15 protein-coding genes and 1 tRNA gene are annotated in these 17,857 nt (G+C 31.6%); 6 read left to right on the forward strand and 10 right to left on the reverse strand.

What is annotated here, in order from left to right; translation table 11 throughout:
- Positions 1-15: 15 nt before the first annotated feature.
- From ACFQ1O_RS04850 to mce, 7 genes are all read right to left on the reverse strand, one after another.
- Complete coding sequence (locus ACFQ1O_RS04850; RefSeq protein ID WP_377713917.1) at positions 16-2,862, reverse strand: TonB-dependent receptor; 2,847 nt, start codon at positions 2,860-2,862, stop codon at positions 16-18.
- 530 nt (positions 2,863-3,392) lie between these two features.
- Entirely contained in the window at positions 3,393-3,608 is a 216-nt protein-coding gene (locus tag ACFQ1O_RS04855) for a JAB domain-containing protein (protein ID WP_377713953.1), read from the reverse strand.
- 2 nt (positions 3,609-3,610) lie between these two features.
- Entirely contained in the window at positions 3,611-3,838 is a 228-nt protein-coding gene (locus ACFQ1O_RS04860; RefSeq protein ID WP_377713919.1) for a hypothetical protein, read from the reverse strand.
- Complete coding sequence (locus ACFQ1O_RS04865; RefSeq protein WP_377713921.1) at positions 3,801-4,208, reverse strand: hypothetical protein; 408 nt, start codon at positions 4,206-4,208, stop codon at positions 3,801-3,803. Before ACFQ1O_RS04865 ends, ACFQ1O_RS04860 begins: the two co-directional genes overlap by 38 nt.
- A 68-nt stretch (positions 4,209-4,276) precedes the next feature.
- Entirely contained in the window at positions 4,277-6,526 is a 2,250-nt protein-coding gene (locus ACFQ1O_RS04870; protein WP_377713923.1) for a hypothetical protein, read from the reverse strand.
- Between the two features lie 158 nt (positions 6,527-6,684).
- Positions 6,685-6,758 (reverse strand) — tRNA-Ile (locus ACFQ1O_RS04875).
- Positions 6,759-6,807: 49 nt separating this feature from the next.
- Positions 6,808-7,209 (reverse strand): methylmalonyl-CoA epimerase, encoded by a 402-nt coding sequence (mce, locus tag ACFQ1O_RS04880; RefSeq protein WP_377713925.1) that lies wholly within the window; start codon positions 7,207-7,209, stop codon positions 6,808-6,810.
- 71 nt (positions 7,210-7,280) lie between these two features.
- On the opposite strand from mce, the gene rbfA reads away from it, so the two are divergent.
- Both rbfA and ACFQ1O_RS04890 read left to right on the forward strand, forming a co-directional pair.
- On the forward strand, positions 7,281-7,673 hold the full coding sequence (gene rbfA, locus ACFQ1O_RS04885) for a 30S ribosome-binding factor RbfA (RefSeq protein ID WP_377713927.1): 393 nt from the start codon (positions 7,281-7,283) through the stop codon (positions 7,671-7,673).
- Between the two features lie 79 nt (positions 7,674-7,752).
- A complete protein-coding gene (locus ACFQ1O_RS04890) occupies positions 7,753-8,952 on the forward strand; it encodes an ABC transporter permease (protein ID WP_377713929.1) in 1,200 nt (399 codons plus the stop codon).
- A 2-nt stretch (positions 8,953-8,954) separates the two neighbouring features.
- Here the strand turns inward: ACFQ1O_RS04890 and dusB are convergent, their stop codons facing one another.
- Together dusB and ACFQ1O_RS04900 are read right to left on the reverse strand one after the other, a co-directional pair.
- Complete coding sequence (dusB, locus tag ACFQ1O_RS04895; protein ID WP_377713931.1) at positions 8,955-9,947, reverse strand: tRNA dihydrouridine synthase DusB; 993 nt, start codon at positions 9,945-9,947, stop codon at positions 8,955-8,957.
- 65 nt (positions 9,948-10,012) lie between these two features.
- Positions 10,013-10,552 carry a Smr/MutS family protein gene (locus ACFQ1O_RS04900; protein WP_377713933.1) on the reverse strand — a complete coding sequence of 180 codons (540 nt, stop codon included), beginning with the start codon at positions 10,550-10,552 and terminating at the stop codon, positions 10,013-10,015.
- Between the two features lie 103 nt (positions 10,553-10,655).
- Between ACFQ1O_RS04900 and lepA the strand changes: the two genes are divergently transcribed.
- Entirely contained in the window at positions 10,656-12,452 is a 1,797-nt protein-coding gene (gene lepA / locus ACFQ1O_RS04905) for a translation elongation factor 4 (RefSeq protein WP_377713935.1), read from the forward strand.
- 59 nt (positions 12,453-12,511) lie between these two features.
- Here the strand turns inward: lepA and ACFQ1O_RS04910 are convergent, their stop codons facing one another.
- Positions 12,512-12,754 (reverse strand): hypothetical protein, encoded by a 243-nt coding sequence (locus ACFQ1O_RS04910; RefSeq protein WP_377713937.1) that lies wholly within the window; start codon positions 12,752-12,754, stop codon positions 12,512-12,514.
- 243 nt (positions 12,755-12,997) lie between these two features.
- Between ACFQ1O_RS04910 and ACFQ1O_RS04915 the strand changes: the two genes are divergently transcribed.
- The 3 genes from ACFQ1O_RS04915 (at position 12,998) to ACFQ1O_RS04925 (ending at position 17,537) form a co-directional block, all read left to right on the forward strand.
- On the forward strand, positions 12,998-13,864 hold the full coding sequence (locus ACFQ1O_RS04915) for an MBL fold metallo-hydrolase (protein WP_377713939.1): 867 nt from the start codon (positions 12,998-13,000) through the stop codon (positions 13,862-13,864).
- 57 nt (positions 13,865-13,921) lie between these two features.
- Complete coding sequence (locus ACFQ1O_RS04920; protein WP_377713941.1) at positions 13,922-15,532, forward strand: S8 family peptidase; 1,611 nt, start codon at positions 13,922-13,924, stop codon at positions 15,530-15,532.
- A gap of 88 nt (positions 15,533-15,620) precedes the next feature.
- On the forward strand, positions 15,621-17,537 hold the full coding sequence (locus ACFQ1O_RS04925) for a M1 family metallopeptidase (RefSeq protein ID WP_377713943.1): 1,917 nt from the start codon (positions 15,621-15,623) through the stop codon (positions 17,535-17,537).
- Positions 17,538-17,857: the final 320 nt, after the last annotated feature.

Raw genomic sequence — 17,857 nt, forward strand, 5'->3', positions numbered from 1 at the left:
TAGATTTAAAAAAACTTATAAATTAAACTTAACACCTAAACTTCCTCTTAAACCATAATATTCTACTTGAGCTGGTCTATCTTCTGTCTGACCATAGTGGTAGATTAAAGGCTGGTTTAATATGTTATTTACATCTGTAAAAATGGTAAAGTGTTTACCAAACTTGTAAGATGCAGAGAAATCCATTGTATTGTATTTACCGTAGTAAAGGTCATTAACATCTTTATCTCCAAACTCAAGAGCATACTTCCCTTTATGATTAAAAGCTATACGTGCATTTAACCCTCCTTTTTCAAAATATAATTGTGCGTTGTATAATTGTTTAGCTTGATAAGGGGTAGTAACCACTCTTTCGGTAGTTGCATCTACAGGAATAGTCATTTCAGAATCCATTAAAGTAGCGTTTAACTGAGTTCCAAAGTACTTAAAGACACCTGGTAAAAAATCAAAACGTTTATTAATTCCTAATTCTATACCTCCAATCCAAGCATTGTTTCCGTTATTAGGTGCTGTAAACTGAACTCCTTGATTACCATTGTAGCTACCAAAAAAAGAATCTTGGTAAATAGGATCTGTAATAGACTTATAAAACACACCTGCATTTATTACACCTACATTTTTAAAGTAGTATTCACCTAATAAGTCAAAGTTCCAAGAGTAAGTAGGGTTTAAGTTTGGATTCCCCCCTTTAAACGTGTTATCTACCTCAACAAATGTTCCTGCCGGAGTTAAATCACCAAAGTTAGGTCTTGCAAATGTTTTGGTGGCTGCTAGACGTACATTTAAGTCGTTACTTATTGAATACTTAACATGTAACATTGGTAAAATATCTGTGTAAGAATTTGTATTAGTTACATTAACCCTGCTTCCGTTTTCTATAGCATAACCTGTAATTTTTGTTGTTGTATGAGATAACCTTGCACCTCCTAATACTGTTAACTTATCTGAAAACTTATAGGTTCCCATTGCATAAGCTGCTGCGTGTTGCTCATCTACATCAAAATTTCTTCCTAAACCAGAATTAAACTGTAAGGATTCAGAATACGATTGTAATTCTAAATTGTTAGCTTGGTTTTGTTGCCAAAATGCTTGCATTCCTTCTGTAGACAATACGGGACCAAATGAATTTTGAATACCTCCGCCTAATTCACTTAAAAAATCTGCCCTACCTGGCTGTTCTTGAATATACTGAGAGTAATCAGATAAGTATGGTGTTGATGCTGAACCTGTCCACTCATAAAACAAATCCTCAAATTTGGCTCTTCTGTCTTTATCTCTAAACTTGCCTCCAAATTTTAGTTTAAAAGCATCAGATATATTATACTCATAATTCACCGCAGCAATGATATTATCTCTTTCGGTAATACTAACTTTATATAATTCTAAATCTGAAAATTTCATTTGTGTAGCGTCCATTTTAAAACTTGGATCGCTAAAGAATCCAAATAGTGCGTCTGGATTATCATAATCTAACAAACCACCATCTGCTTTCCAATAAGCCCTATGGTCGCCAGCTTCTCTCACATCTAAGTAATCTGGATTTATCCCAACACCATCTTGCTTAAACTTAACAACAAAATAACTATTGTTTTTATAATCAGGTATATCGCCATATTTAAATGAATTGGTATATGTTGCAGCGTTCCAATCTAGCACACTATTTTTAAAAGTATGCTTTCCTCCTAAATCCATACCAAATAACTCAGTAATTAACTTATTATGAATATTTTGTAGCTCAACTCTTGCAGTATTATCTGAATCGTCAAATTTATCAAAACGTACACGGTGCTTATAGTGCTCTTCTTCATCTACTAAAGTTCCGTAAACAGATTTAAATGTAACTTTATTATTGTCGTTAAAATTATATTCTAAAGCCCCATTTAAACCTGTAGTTTTACGAACTCCATTATAATCTCTTAACTCCATTCTAAACACACCTTCATCTCCTTTTCTTCTTGCTTCGAAATTATCTGTACCATAGTTTCGGTTCCAGTGAGTTGCGTTTAAGATATAACCAAATTTTCCGTCTTTAGTTTTATTTCCTAAAGTTACTCCAGCATTGTAAACACCTTTACCAGATTTATCATTATATCCTCCACCAACATTTACATTTAATATTTTTTTAGACGGAGCTGTTTGTGTAATAAAATTAACAGAACCACCTATTGCATCTGCATCCATATCAGGGGTGATTGCTTTAGAAGCTTCTACATAGCCTATTAGTTCTGAAGGAAAAAAATCAAATGCCGTAGCACGAGAAGTCGTTTCCTCTTCTGCTGTGGGTATTCTATTTCCATTAATAGTAGTAGAAGACCAAAAAGGAGGTAAACCACGAACAGACACAAAACGACCCTCACCCTGATCTCTTTCTATAGAAAGACCTTGTATTCGCTGTACGGTTTCAGCTGCATTACGGTCTGGTAATTTACCAATTCCATCCGCAGCAATTACATTCTTAATACTTAATGACTTTTTCTGAATACTTAAAGCTCTAGCTTCACTATTTCTTTGTGAACCTCCATTAAGCACAATTTCATTTAATTCTTCAGAGTTTGATTCTAAAATCAATATTCCAATATTTGTTGTTTCATCTTCTTTTACTTCAACGCTTTCAGTTTTTGTGCTATAACCTATATAAGAAATTTGTATGTCTATAGAACCAGTGGTAATATCACTTAACACAAATTTACCATCAAAATCTGTTGTAGCTCCTTTAGAGGTTCCGCTAACAACAATAGTAGCACCCGGTAAAGGCAAACCACCGTCGCTAATAACACCAGTTACTCTACCCGTTTGAGCAAATGAACTATTAAAAAAAGAAATACTAAACAATAAGAATAGTATTTTTAACTTTGTCTTCATGAGATTATTTTTTTACTATAATTAAATTATTGAGACAAAATTGAGTATTTTTTTTACTTATTGTAAAAAAAAAGATTATGAAATATTTAATAAAAATGTTCTTAATAGTTAATTAAACGTTAACTTAATTTTTAAAACACTCATTAATAGACTTTTATACATTCTCCTGTTAAAAACAACCTCAAAACATATAACTCTTAAAAAATAGACTTGATAGCGACTTTACAATAAATATACCTAAGCGTATCAAAAACAATAGGAGGTTTAGAGAAAATTTGAGTAGATATTAGAAACAAAAAAGCCTTACATTTCTGTAAGGCTTTGCAAATAAAAGTGGTCTCACCAGGGCTCGAACCTGAGACCCTCTGATTATGAGTCAGTAAAGAATACTTTCTTATTTTTTCATTTCTTTGTAAATCTCTTGTTTTACAAGGGTTTTCAAAAACATTCCTTTCTCTTATTTTCTTTTAGTTTCCCATTTTAACCCTAAATGTTTGACCTATGTTTGACCCAAAATCAATCTACTATAATTACATCAATCCATCATCTGCAAAACTATAACACCCAATCCTAGTAATTATCAAATTATCTAACACCTTAATACCTAAGTATTCACTAGCCTTCTTAATCTTCTTGTAGAGCCCAACATCAGCATTACTAGGCTTTAAATTACCACTAGGATGATTATGAGCTAATATAATATTACATGCTCCTGACTTAATTGCAACAGCAAATAAGAGCTTAATATCTACATAACAAGTGTCATTCCTCCTTTAGCTAAAGTATGTATTCCTAATACCTCATTTGAGTTTTTAAGAAGCATTATCTTGAACTCTTCTTGTAGTTCAATAGTATCTTTATTCCAATTACTCAAAAAGGTTTTAAAAGCTTTCTTACTACCTGTTATTTTTATTCTATCCTCCTTACCAAAATTAGGCTTATAGATAAGTTCTATTTCTGAAATTATATTGTTCACTTAATTTATCTAATAAGAAGTTAGTATGGTTTATTTGAGATTTTAAAAACTCGGTATGATTCTTCCCTTTTTTATTAATCTCTGTTACTAGTTCATCTATTTGAGTCTTAATCTTAGCTTTCTCACTTACTATTTTATTAGGAAATTCCTCATCAAAGTTAAATGTAGTAATATCTGTGAATGGTTCACCTGTATCAGGATGGTGGTCTAAATGCCAAAACTTAACTTCTCCCTTTTCATAATCTACTGATTCTAGGTAACTCTTAACACTTTCTTCTAAATTAGATATTGACAAGTTCTTACACTTATTATAACCATTAGGCTCTAATAATGATTCAAAAAAAAGAAAAGGATTATTACTGATAAACATATCTCAAAAATATAAAAATAGAGTTACTTATTTTAAGTAACTCTATCATTTTAATCTTTATTAAAAACTTATTCTATTTCGTCCTTCTCTTTAAATTTATTTACAAAACTGGATAAATTTGTAGCATATCCTACCATAAATTGAGGAAAGAAATCTTTAGTTTCATTATGATACCAGCCCCCCATTCTAAAATATACTCCATTATTAGATACTTTAGGGGTAAGTTTAAAGTAAAAATCTAAGTTAACTTGTAATAACCTTTTATCTTTCTCTGTCTGAGGGACAATTATAGTACTATTTTCTTTAGTTCCTCTAGCATTTAACCAACTATGTATTAATGTTAAGTCAGCTCCAAAATTTCCTTGAGGGCGTATTTGAAAATTTAAACTTAATTCAGGAGCCAATGCATTTAGTTGATCTGTAAACACTTCATCCCTTCCCAAAGAAGATGTATTTGTATATTTATAACCTGTTCTATAATATCTAATACCTGTTCCAAAACTAATATCTGTAGACAACCCTTTTAATTCAACACTTAAAAGATCTAAAGTTATATTGGCATTAATATTAGCATATTTTACATAATCAAAAGTGTTAATATTAGCATTTGTAAATGTATTAGTTCCTTCCTCAGAAATAACTCTAGAATCATCATCAAATCCATTATATAAAGCTACATTAACATTAGCCCTTAAAGTTGGAATAAAAGTAAAATAGTTCCAGTTACGAATCCATATAGGAACTTTCATTTTTCCTTCAGCAACAATTAAACTATTTGAGTTATTACTATTCAAACCTAAGAAATCAGTAAATATTACAGGAGTAAAATAGTCCGCTAATTTACGTTGTTCAACTCTAACCGTATCATTAACTTTTACATTATAATCTTTATTTTTAGCAGCATAATTAAACTTTTTCCCATCTGGTGAATATTTAAAAATATCACTATAATAAATTATACCTATTTTTTCACGACCTTCCCAAATACTCACATTATGACTACCATCTGTTAATGCCCTAAAAGGAACGCTATATTGAAAATTTATAGAAATATTTTCAGTAGATGTCTCTACACCATCTTTATTAACAATACTTCCTTCGACAACTATAGTTTTAGCTCTATTATTAAAAACTCTAAAAGTTGCATAGTCTGGCTTAAACCTTTTTCCTGAATCTACCTTATTATTATAAATAATAATTTCTTCATTAAGTTTTAAGATACCAGAATATGAAGTTTTTTCATCTTCTATTTGTTTAATTTTGTTCTTTAGTTCTTTTTGAATAGGTTTATTAGCTTCCTTTATGATAGCCCCTTCATTACTATTAATACATTTTATATACAAATTGTCAATATCTCTATCGGATAGTTTATTTCCTGTTCTTAACTTACTGATAGTGTTGTTTACTTCATTTTTAAACACGGAAGGTTCAATTTTTAAATCTAGTTTTATCGTATGTTTACAAGCCTCCGATATAGAGCCACATATATTTAAAACAAATAAATTTCTAGATAAGTCTTGCTTAACACTTACTTCATATGTGTCCTTTATTATTTCAGGTGAGCCCTTTACTATTTCTGATGTATAATTTCCTAGTAGCTTATAATTATCATTAGCGATTATTCTTTTATAAATATTAGACAAAGCTTTACTATTGCTTTTTATTAAATCACTTTTTATTGTTTCTTTTAATTCTTCATTACTATAAAAATTAGTTAACAAAGCTCTATTTTCTTTTGCTAAATCATAAAATACATTTTCGAAATCAGCTAAATTGTTGAATGACTTAGGTTCTCCACTATTGAAAACATAAGCAAACTCTTTTTTACCATTCACTTGCTTAACAACTATATCTAGCTTATCAAATAGATTATTTTTTTCCAAGGTTAGTTTGTTTTCTATAAAGTCCTTGTAGTTTTCAAATTCTATTTTTTTCTTAAACATTGTAAGCAACCATTTTTTGTTAGGCACTAGGTTTTCTACAAAATTTTCAAAAGAATAATTTTTTAATTCACTTGATTTTATTTTCAATGAATCTACCATTTCACTTTTAAACAAATAAGTATCTGTTAAAACATCAAATTTACTTGTAATAGTTTTTTCAAATTCAGCTTCAGTAATATCATTTGCTATTACTCTTTTTAAAGACAGTCCGTCATTTGTTTCATTAGTAATTATCAAGTCATACTTGTGCTCAGAGTTTTCTTCTAACAGAATTGAATACGTATTCCCTAAATGACTAATTTTAGAATCTAAAGTTTGAGAAAACCCTATGAAGTTGATAAATAGAAATATTAATAAAATTTGATTTTTTTTCATTTGTAAGTTTTTTTGAAAGATACAGTTATAGGTTAAAACTTACAATACCTATTATTGGGTATTTTACTATCTAACCTAGATCAGCTAATGTTTGACCCATGTTTGACCTGAAGAAAACAAAAAAGCCTTACATTTCTGTAAGGCTTTGCAAATAAAGGTGGTCTCACCAGGGCTCGAACCTGGGACCCTCTGATTATGAGTCAGATGCTCTAACCAACTGAGCTATGAGACCTTCATTGAGGCTGCAATATTACTACATATTTCTATATACACCAAAAAATCTACCTAATTTCTTGACATAATTCTATTAAAACTCCATTTGTTGACTTTGGATGCAAAAAAGCGACCAATTTATTATCGGCTCCTTTCTTAGGAATTTCGTTTAAAACAATAAAACCTTCACCCTTTAAACGCTTAATTTCTGCTTCAATATCTGTCACATCAAAAGCTATATGATGTATACCTTCACCTTTCCTCTCTATAAATTTTGCTATAGGACTATCTTCTTTTGTTGCCTCTAATAATTCTATTTTATTTTCTCCTACCTGAAAAAAAGAAGTATTCACTCCTTCGCTAGCCACTTCTTCGATTTTATAATATGGTTTACCAAATAGTTTTGCAAAAAGCTCATTAGAAGTCTCTAGACTCTTTACCGCTATACCAATATGCTCAATTTTATTCATTGTATACTAATTAAATCATGTAATTAAACACAAAAATAGCTTATTAAATGCTATTGTCTTATTTTTGCACTATGGAAAGTAACAGACAAAAGAAAATAGCAGGAGTAATACAACGCGATTTAGTTGATATTTTACAAGGTGCTGCCAGAAAAGGAGGAATGCAAGGAGTGATTATTTCAGTGTCTAAAGTATCGGTTACTACCGATTTATCTATAGCAAAAGTATATTTAAGTATTTTTCCGAATAATAAAGCTTCTGAACTATTAGAAGGAATTAAAGAAAATAAAAACTTAATAAAACACGAGGTAGCTCAGCGTACTAAAAACCAATTAAGAAGAGCTCCAGAATTATTATTCTTTATTGACGATTCTCTAGATTATATAGAAAATATAGAAAAATCCTTAAAAGGAGAAGAAAACCCTATTAAAGACAGAAGTTTATTAGACGACAGAAAAAAAACATAATAGGTTTCTTTTTTATTCCTTCATGGTATGTCTTAAATAGCTCTATTCTTAAATTTATATTCTTAAATTTGGCAATGATATGAAGTTTCCTTTATACATAGCCAAACGATATTTATTCACTAAAAGTGAAAATAATGCCATTAATATTATTTCTAAAATAGCATCTCTTGGTGTTATTGTTGGCTCTTTACTACTATTGGTAATTCTTTCTGGCTTTGAAGGACTTAAAACCTTTACCCTTTCGTTTACAAGTATTGTCGATCCAGATTACAAAGTATATCCTTTAAAAGGCAAACAATTACAATTTACAAATAACCAATTACAAGAACTTAACAATCTCGATGGTGTTATAAATTATAGCAAAGTAATTGAAGAAAATGTTTTTGCTCAATTTAAAGACAAACATGAATTAGCTATATTTAAAGCTGTTGATGAAAATTACAACAATACAGTTAGTGTAGATTCTACTTTATATTCAGGACAATGGTTAGAACCTAAAAGTAACCAAGCAGTAGCCTGTGGTGGTATAGCCTATAAATTACAACTAGGCGTTCTTAACTTTACAGATTTTTTAGAACTAAATGTTCCTAAACCTGGCAAAGGTCAAGTAAACCAAAACACTTTTAATAAGATAAAAACTCAAAATGTTGGCCTTTTAGATATTAACGAAGATCTCAATCAAAAACTTATTTATATCTCTTTAACTGCAGGACAAGAGCTATTAGGTTATGATAATAACACAATATCTTATATAGAACTTAAAACAAAAAAAGGTGTAGATGAAACCTTTTTAAAAAGTAAAATTCAGCATATTTTTAACAATCAAGTTAAAATTAAAAATAGAATTGAATTAAATGATGCCTTACATAAAATGTTAAATACAGAAAATATAGCAGCTTATTTAATAGCTACACTTATTTTAATTATTGCTTTATTTAATGTTATTGGTGCTATTATTATGATGATAATAGATAAAAAGAAAGACATGAAAACACTTCATGACTTAGGCACATCTTTAAAAGACATCAAAAAGATATTCTTTTTACAAGGTTCTTTATTAACTTTTCTAGGAGGCGGATTAGGTGTTTTGATTGGTGTTTTGCTTATAGGAAGTCAAGTTATTTTTGAATTTATAAAAATACCAGGAACAAACATTGCTTACCCTATAGATCTAACCCTAAAAAATATTGTTATTGTTTTAATAACAGTTTTTATTTTAGGATTATCAGCCTCTAAAATAGCCTCGTATAGAATTAGTAAAAAATTAATATCAGAGTAATATTAATCAAACTGGTAGCCTGCAAACTTATCAGCTACCTCATCTAACACTTTAAAAACTCCTGCAGAATCGTCTGTAGTAACCATTCGAGTTCTATATTCTTTAAAGTTTTTTATTCCTTTAAAATAATTAGTGTAGTGTCTTCTAGTTTCAAAAACCCCTAATTTCTCACCCTTCCAGTCTAAACTCATTTGTAAATGGCGCCTTGCAGCTTCAACACGTTCTTCCATATTTGGTTTTTTTCTGTGAGTTCCAGTTTCAAAAAAATGTTTTACTTCATCAAAAAACCACGGATTTCCAATACTTGCCCTACCAATCATACAGCCATCTAATCCGTATTCATCTCGCATTCTCATTGCATCTTCAGGAGTTGTTACATCTCCGTTACCAAATACTGGTATATGCATTCTAGGGTTATTTTTAACCTCTGCAATAGGTTTCCAGTCTGCATCTCCTTTGTATAATTGAGAACGAGTTCTACCATGAATAGAAATTGCTTTTATGCCAACATCTTGTAAACGTTCTGCAACCTCTACAATTTTTATAGAATCATGATCCCAACCTAGTCGAGTTTTTACAGTTATAGGTAGTTTCGTGTGCTTAACCATAGCTTCTGTTAAAGAAACCATTAAATCTATATTCTTTAAAATACCTGCTCCTGCGCCTTTAGAAACTACTTTTTTTACAGGGCAACCAAAATTTATATCAATAATATCTGGACCACTAGCTTCTACAATTTCTACCGAACGCAACATAGATTCTAATACCGCACCGAAAATCTGAATTCCAACCGGACGTTCTTTCTCGTAAATATCTAACTTCATAGTACTCTTAGCAGCATCACGAATCAACCCTTCTGAAGATATAAATTCTGTATACACCACGTCAGCCCCATTTTCTTTACACAATGCCCTAAAAGGAGGATCACTTACATCTTCCATCGGTGCTAAAAGCAAAGGGAAATCTGGTAATTCTATGTCGCCTATTTTTACCACAAGTCAAAAATTTTGATGCAAAAATAGGACTTTTAGTCAAAATAGCTCAATCTAAGTTGTAAGCACTAAGTATTTTGCTGTAAAATTCTAATTTCTGTAGCTCCTTGCCCGTACTCTGCATAACTAGCTTCGTAAAACTGGATTCTATCATATCTTCTAAATAAGCTATATAAATCGGCTTTTAAAACACCATCTCCCACCCCGTGTATAAAAACAATTTTCTGAAAACGCTTCTGAATAGCCAGTTCTAATCTATGTTGAGCGGTATCTAATTGTAAAGAAAGAATATCGTAATTACTCATTCCTTTTTTAGTTTTCACCAGCTTTTCAATATGCAAATCAACTACCATCTGAGCTGCATCTCTTTGCTTTGCAGGCACTTTTTTATTTTGTTTCCTTTTTGCAACTTCTTTATTAGCTTTAGCCTGTTGAATACCTTTAAAATGATATTCACCAACTCTAGTTCTTACCAATTCATTGGCTTGAAATTTCATAGGAAAACCATCGGATGTTTCAATAGTAATTTCTTTTCCGTTAATAGCAATTACCACCCCATCTAACGCATCATCTATAACAGAAACAGTATCGTTAATTTGAAAACTCATTTTTAAAGATATTTGGAAACTCAAAAATAAGGTATTTATTGCAAAGGAATTACACTATATTTGCAAACTAGATGCATATATATTATGCACCATAAGAGAGATTATGAAGCACATTAGAAATTTTTGCATTATTGCACATATTGATCACGGTAAAAGTACTTTAGCAGATAGATTACTTGATTATACTGGATCTGTAACCGAAAGAGAAAAACAAAACCAGCTACTAGATAGTATGGATTTAGAGCGTGAACGTGGTATTACCATAAAAAGTCACGCTATACAAATGGATTACGTTTACAAAGGAGAACAATATGTATTGAACCTTATTGACACTCCTGGTCACGTAGATTTTTCATATGAAGTTTCTCGTTCTATTGCTGCTTGCGAAGGGGCATTACTTATTGTAGATGCTGCACAAAGTATTCAGGCACAAACTATTTCTAACTTATACTTAGCATTAGAAAACGATTTAGAAATCATTCCTGTTTTAAACAAAGTAGATTTACCAAGTGCTAACCCAGAAGAAGTTACCGATGATATTGTTGATTTACTAGGATGTGATCCAGAAGAAGTAATTCATGCAAGTGGAAAAACAGGTTTTGGTGTAGACAACATTTTAGCTGCCGTTATAGACCGTATCCCTGCTCCAGAAGGAAACCCCGACGAACCTTTACAAGCCTTAATTTTCGATTCTGTTTACAATCCGTTTAGAGGTGTAGAAACTTATTTTAGAGTAATAAATGGTTCTATAAAAAAGAATCAAGAAATAAAATTCTTAGCTACTAATAAAAGCTATGGAGCTGATGAAGTTGGGACTTTAAAATTAAATCAAGTTCCTAAGCAAGAAATAAAAACTGGAGACGTAGGTTATTTAATTACAGGTATTAAAGATGCTCGTGAAGTAAAAGTTGGTGATACTATTACTGATGCTAAAACACCTACTCAAAACGCCATTGATGGTTTTGAGGATGTAAAACCAATGGTTTTCGCTGGTATTTATCCGGTAGACACAGAAGATTACGAAGAACTGCGTAACTCTATGGAAAAACTACAACTAAATGATGCTTCTTTAGTGTTTACTCCAGAAAGTTCTGCCGCTTTAGGTTTTGGTTTCCGTTGTGGTTTCTTAGGAATGCTACACATGGAAATTATACAAGAACGTTTAGAGCGTGAGTTTAACATGACCGTCATCACAACCGTTCCTAACGTTTCGTACCATGCTTTTACCAAAAAGAATCCTAACGAAATTATTATTGTTAACAACCCAACAGATTTACCAGATCCTTCTGGTTTAGATCGTGTTGAAGAACCATATATAAAAGCTACTATTATTACCAAAGCAGATTTTGTAGGTAATGTAATGAGCTTGTGTATTGAAAAGAGAGGTCAAATAACGAATCAAACATATCTAACTACAGATAGAGTTGAGTTAATGTTTGATATGCCTCTTGCTGAGATTGTTTTTGATTTTTACGATAGATTAAAAACGGTTTCTAAAGGATATGCTTCTTTTGATTACTCACCTATAGGAATGAGAGAATCTAAGTTAGTACGTGTAGATATTCTTTTAAATGCACAACAAGTAGATGCACTTTCTGCTTTAATCCATTTTGACAATGCTTATACAATTGGTAAAAAAATGTGTGAGAAATTAAAAGAACTAATTCCTCGTCAGCAATTCGACATACCAATTCAAGCTGCAATTGGAGCTAAAATTATTTCTCGAGAAACCATTAAGGCATTGCGTAAAGATGTAACTGCTAAGTGTTATGGTGGAGATATTTCTCGTAAGCGTAAATTACTAGAAAAACAAAAGAAAGGTAAAAAACGTATGCGCCAAGTTGGTAATGTAGAAATTCCACAGCAAGCGTTTATGGCTGTATTAAAATTAAACGATTAATAACATAAAAAAATCCCGAAACTTAATAGCTTCGGGATTTTTTATTAATCATAATTTCTTTAGTTCTGGCATTCTAATCCAGCTAACGTATTTGTTAAAGACTCTGAAAGACTTCCGCAAACATCACGTTGGTTTTCTAAAGCAGATTTTAGCGCCAAACAATTATCATTAGTTTGATTGGCATTAAAATCGGTTAATGCACTTGCTGCAGCCGATATAGCTCCTGTACAAGTGCTATCATCATCTCCACTGCATGAAAATGCAGTAAAAACAATAGCTAGTAACACTATTATTTTTTTCATAATTATTAATTTATTTTTTTAGGGGTTTGCAAACTACAATTTCTTACCTAAATAACAAATTTTTTATAAAAACCTTATTTTTATAAATTCTCAGATGTTGATTACTTACTCAATAAAAATAACATACTGCGGGTTCAAATAGTAAATATTAATATAATTTTTGTACAATTAGATTCTTTAATACGTATTTTTACGCTCATTAAATTAGACTGAAGCTTTTAAAGTCCTTTCAAATACTTTTCAATGAATTTATATCCTATAGAAGCAGGTAATTTTAAATTAGACGGTGGAGCCATGTTTGGTGTAGTTCCTAAAACTATTTGGCAAAAAACCAATCCAGCAGACAACAATAATTTAATTGACATTGCTGCTCGATGTTTACTGGTTGAAAACGGTAACCGATTAACTTTAATCGATACTGGAATGGGTAACAAACAATCTGATAAGTTTTATGGATATTATCACTTATGGGGAGATCATTCTATAGATAAATCTTTAGCTAAGTACGGGTTCTCTAGAAACGATATTACTGATGTTTTTATGACACACCTTCATTTTGATCATTGTGGAGGGAGCATAGAATGGAACAAAGATAGAACAGGATATCAACCCGCTTTTAAAAATGCAAAATTCTGGACCAATAAAAATCATTGGGAATGGGCTGTTAACCCTAACAGCAGAGAAAAAGCATCTTTCTTAAAAGAAAACTTACTGCCTATGCAAGAATCGGGTCATTTACACTTTATGAAAGAACCTATAAACGGTGACTTTGTAGAGCAGTCTGAATTAGATTTTGGCGTATTGTTTATAGACGGACATACCGAAAAACAAATGATTCCGCATGTTAACTACAAAGGAAAAACCATTTGTTTTATGGCAGATTTGATGCCTACACTAGGTCATTTAAAGGTTCCGTATGTTACAGGATACGATACCAGACCTCTTTTAAGTCTAGATGAAAAAGCAAAATTCTTAGATATAGCTGCAACAAATAATTTTTACTTATTTTTGGAGCACGATGCTCATAACGAGATTGTAACTGTTCAACATTCTGAAAAAGGCATTGTATTAAAAGAACGGTTTACTTGCAATGAACTGTTTTCATTGTAAAATAATTAGACCTTAATTAAACTACATATACAACAAACAAAAAAATTGATTATGAAAATGATGAAACCGCTGTTTCTTTCAGCAACAACAGCCTTAATTTTAGCTAGCTGTGGATCTTCTAACATTGTGTCTACTCCTATTAGTAATATTGACAATACTCCTTTAAAGGTAACTAGTTTATCTGAAAAAGAATTAGAAGATTGGGGACATAAAGATTTAGTAAAAGACACTATTCCTGGAATGAGTGTAGATAAAGCTTACGAATTCTTAAAAGGAAAAAAAGGAAAAACTGTTGTAGTTGCCGTTGTAGATTCTGGTGTTGATATTGAACACGAAGATTTGAAGAATGTATTATGGACCAACAAAAAAGAAATTAAAGGAAACAATAAAGACGACGATAACAACGGTTATGTTGATGATATTCATGGATGGAATTTCTTAGGAGATTCTAATGCAGAAAATTTAGAATACGTACGTATTTTAAAAAACAAGTCTTTAGCTAGTGCAGAAATAATTGCTAAGGCTCAAGCAGAATACGACGCTGAATACCAAGATGCTACAGGTAAAAAAGCTTATTATGAAGGATTGTTACAAAAAGGAACAAGTGCGCATGAAGCATTAACTAAACATTTTGGATCTGCAGATTATACTAAAGAGCAAGTAGCTAAATTAGAAACTACAGATGAAGCTTTAAAAACAAATGTAGATTTTGCTAAATTAATCTTTTCTAATGGTGTAGATTCATTAGCCGATTTTAACGAGCAAGTAAAAGGCGGAGTAGATCATTTTGATTCAATGGTAAATAATTACTTAAACTTAAACTCAGATTTTAGAAAAGTAGTTGGAGATAACCCAAATGATATCAACGATAAAGTTTACGGAAACGGAAATGTAATTGGACCGGAAAAAGACGGAGCATTACACGGTACTCACGTAGCTGGTATTATTGGTGCAGAACGCAACAATGGTAAAGGAATGAATGGTGTTGCTCATAACGTTGAGTTAATGGCAGTAAGAGCTGTTCCAGATGGAGATGAGTACGATAAAGATATCGCTTTAGCATTTAGATATGCTGTAGACAACGGAGCTAAAGTAATCAATACTAGTTTTGGTAAATACTACTCTCCTCACTCTCAATGGGTAAGAGATGCTATTAAATACGCTGCAGATAACGATGTATTAATTGTAAACGCTGCTGGTAACGACGCTAAAGATTTAGATACAACAGAAATTTATCCTAACGATCAGGTAAGTAACGGACCAGAAATTTCAGATAACTTTTTAACTGTTGGAGCTTTAAATTATAAGTATGGATCTGAGTTAGTAGCTAACTTCTCTAACTACGGAAAAATTAATGTAGATGTTTTTGCTCCTGGAGTAAAAATCTATGCTACAGTGCCAAACAACAAGTACAAGCATTTACAAGGTACTTCTATGGCTTCTCCAAACGTTGCTGGAGTAGCAGCATTAATTAGATCGTACTATCCTAAATTAAAAGCAGGTCAGGTAAAACAAATTTTAATGGATTCTGGTTTACCAATTCCTTCTAATGTTATCTTAGGTGGAGACACCAATAATAAAAAAGCTTTTAAAGACATTTCTACTTCAGGTAAAATTGTAAATGCATACAATGCATTAATTATGGCAGAACAAATGTCTAAAAAATAGTAAAACCTCCTTAGTGAGTTAATATTTTCTAAACCTCGGCAGTTTCTGCCGAGGTTTTTTTTATTTTAGTGATTTAATTTTAATCATCATGAAAAAAATTTTACTTTCAGTATTAGCAATTACAACGCTATTTTCTTGTAATGCTACCGAAAAAATAACCAATAATACATCTAACGATAAAACTACTACCAATACCAAATCTAACTATTGGCAGCAGCATGTATCTTATAAAATGGATATCGACATGGATGTAAACAATTACCAATACCAAGGAAAGCAAGAGTTAGTTTACACTAACAACTCTCCAGATGTATTAAATAAGGTATTTTACCACCTATATTTTAATGCTTTCCAACCAGGAAGTGAAATGGATATTCGTTTGCAAAACATTCCAGATCCAGATAAAAGAATGGTTAACAATATTGGTACGGCAGAAGCCCCTGTTTACGAAAGTAGAATTGCTAAACTTAAGCCTAACGAAATTGGTTTTATAAAGGTAAATAGTCTTACCCAAAATGGTAAAAATGTTCCGTATGAAGTTGTAGGTACTGTTTTAGAGGTAAACTTAAACACACCTTTACAACCAGGTGATAAAGCTACTTTTAAAATGGATTTCTTAGGTCAGGTACCAGTACAAATCCGTCGTTCTGGTAGAAACAATAAAGAGGGTGTTGCTTTGTCTATGACACAGTGGTATCCAAAAATGGCAGAATACGACTTTGAAGGCTGGCACGCAGATCCATACATAGGAAGAGAGTTTCATGGAGTTTGGGGAGATTTTGATGTAAAACTACACATCGATAAAAACTATACGGTTGGTGGCTCTGGTTATATTCAAAATCCTAATGAAGTAGGTCATGGTTATGAAGACGAAGGAGTAAAAGTAAAAACCAAAGGAAAGAAATTAACTTGGCATTTTGTAGCACCAATGGTGCACGATTTTACATGGGCTGCAGACCCCGAATATATTCATGATAAAATAAAAGGAGAAAACAATACTACACTGCATTTCTTATATAAAAACGATGCAAGTATTAAAGAAAACTGGAAAAACTTACAACCAAAAACAGCTGAGTTATTAGCTTTCTTTAACAAAAACATTGGTCCGTACCCATGGAAACAATACTCTGTTATTCAAGGAGGAGATGGTGGTATGGAATACGCAATGTGTACACTAATTACTGGGCAAAGATCTTTTGGAAGTTTGGTTGGAGTAACTGCTCACGAAATGGCACACGCTTGGTTTCAGCATTTATTTGCTACTAACGAAGCAAAACACGAATGGATGGATGAAGGTATGACTTCGTATATTTCAGATAGAGCCATGAATAAGGTTATGAATTTAAATAGAACCAACCCTTTTGAAGGAGCATACCGAGGCTATGTTTATTTAGCCACTTCTGGCAAAGAACAACCACAAGCAACTCATGCAGACAGGTTCGATTCTAATATGCCATACGGTATTGCGGCATATAACAAAGGAGAAGTGTTTATGGCACAATTGGGTTATGTTATTGGCAACGAAATGTTAGATAAAACCATACACGAATATTACAAACAATGGCAATTTAAACACCCTACTCCTAACGACTTTATAAGAGTAGCAGAAAAAGTTTCTGGATTTGAATTAGATTGGTATTTAACCGATTGGACCCGTACTACCAACACCATAGATTACGGTATAAAAGCTGTAGAAGAAAATGGTAACAACACCAAAGTTACTTTAGAACGTATTGGCAGAATGCCTATGCCTATAGATGTTGTGGTAGAATATACCAACGAAACCAAAGAATACATCTATATACCTTTACAAATTGCCCGTGCAGAAAAAGCAAATGCGTACCCTACTTTAAAAAGAACGGTAGTTAAAGATTGGGCTTGGGCATACCCTACTTACACTTTTGAGTTATCTCAACCTAAAAGTGCTGTAAAAAGTATTGTAATAGACCCTGCTGGTTTAATGGCCGATATCAATCAAACAAATAATAGGGTACAGAAAGACTAAAGTTGGGTATATCTTTCCTTATGAGCAAGATATATTTCATTACGATAATTTAAATTTAAAAACTGTACAAAATAAAAGTAGCTACGAATTTTGGACTAACAACTTATTGATTTACTATATGCCGACAAAAGCTGAGAATACATGTCGGCTTATAGAAGTATTTAAAAAAACTTTATTCTAAGTTGTAGAATAGCAAAGCCAGAGTATGTAAGTGCTATAATAGATATAAACGTAATTACGTTTATATAATTGTTAGGGGCAATTGTATTTTCTTATCAGTATTACGGAACATAATGTATAATTCTCCTAATTATTTTAAA

The organism is Pseudofulvibacter geojedonensis, assembly GCF_042675745.1.
GTDB lineage: Bacteria > Bacteroidota > Bacteroidia > Flavobacteriales > Flavobacteriaceae > Pseudofulvibacter > Pseudofulvibacter geojedonensis.

What these genes read in the sequence shown, in the direction of transcription:
- mce (WP_377713925.1), bottom strand. Translation starts at nt 7,209, where the DNA reads ATGAATAAAATTGAGCATATTGGTATAGCGGTAAAGAGTCTAGAGACT.
- lepA (WP_377713935.1), top strand. Translation starts at nt 10,656, where the DNA reads ATGAAGCACATTAGAAATTTTTGCATTATTGCACATATTGATCACGGT.
- ACFQ1O_RS04925 (WP_377713943.1), top strand. Translation starts at nt 15,621, where the DNA reads ATGAAAAAAATTTTACTTTCAGTATTAGCAATTACAACGCTATTTTCT.
- ACFQ1O_RS04920 (WP_377713941.1), top strand. Translation starts at nt 13,922, where the DNA reads ATGATGAAACCGCTGTTTCTTTCAGCAACAACAGCCTTAATTTTAGCT.
- rbfA (WP_377713927.1), top strand. Translation starts at nt 7,281, where the DNA reads ATGGAAAGTAACAGACAAAAGAAAATAGCAGGAGTAATACAACGCGAT.
- ACFQ1O_RS04890 (WP_377713929.1), top strand. Translation starts at nt 7,753, where the DNA reads ATGAAGTTTCCTTTATACATAGCCAAACGATATTTATTCACTAAAAGT.
- ACFQ1O_RS04900 (WP_377713933.1), bottom strand. Translation starts at nt 10,552, where the DNA reads ATGAGTTTTCAAATTAACGATACTGTTTCTGTTATAGATGATGCGTTA.
- ACFQ1O_RS04865 (WP_377713921.1), bottom strand. Translation starts at nt 4,208, where the DNA reads ATGTTTATCAGTAATAATCCTTTTCTTTTTTTTGAATCATTATTAGAG.
- ACFQ1O_RS04915 (WP_377713939.1), top strand. Translation starts at nt 12,998, where the DNA reads ATGAATTTATATCCTATAGAAGCAGGTAATTTTAAATTAGACGGTGGA.
- ACFQ1O_RS04870 (WP_377713923.1), bottom strand. Translation starts at nt 6,526, where the DNA reads ATGAAAAAAAATCAAATTTTATTAATATTTCTATTTATCAACTTCATA.
- ACFQ1O_RS04910 (WP_377713937.1), bottom strand. Translation starts at nt 12,754, where the DNA reads ATGAAAAAAATAATAGTGTTACTAGCTATTGTTTTTACTGCATTTTCA.
- ACFQ1O_RS04850 (WP_377713917.1), bottom strand. Translation starts at nt 2,862, where the DNA reads ATGAAGACAAAGTTAAAAATACTATTCTTATTGTTTAGTATTTCTTTT.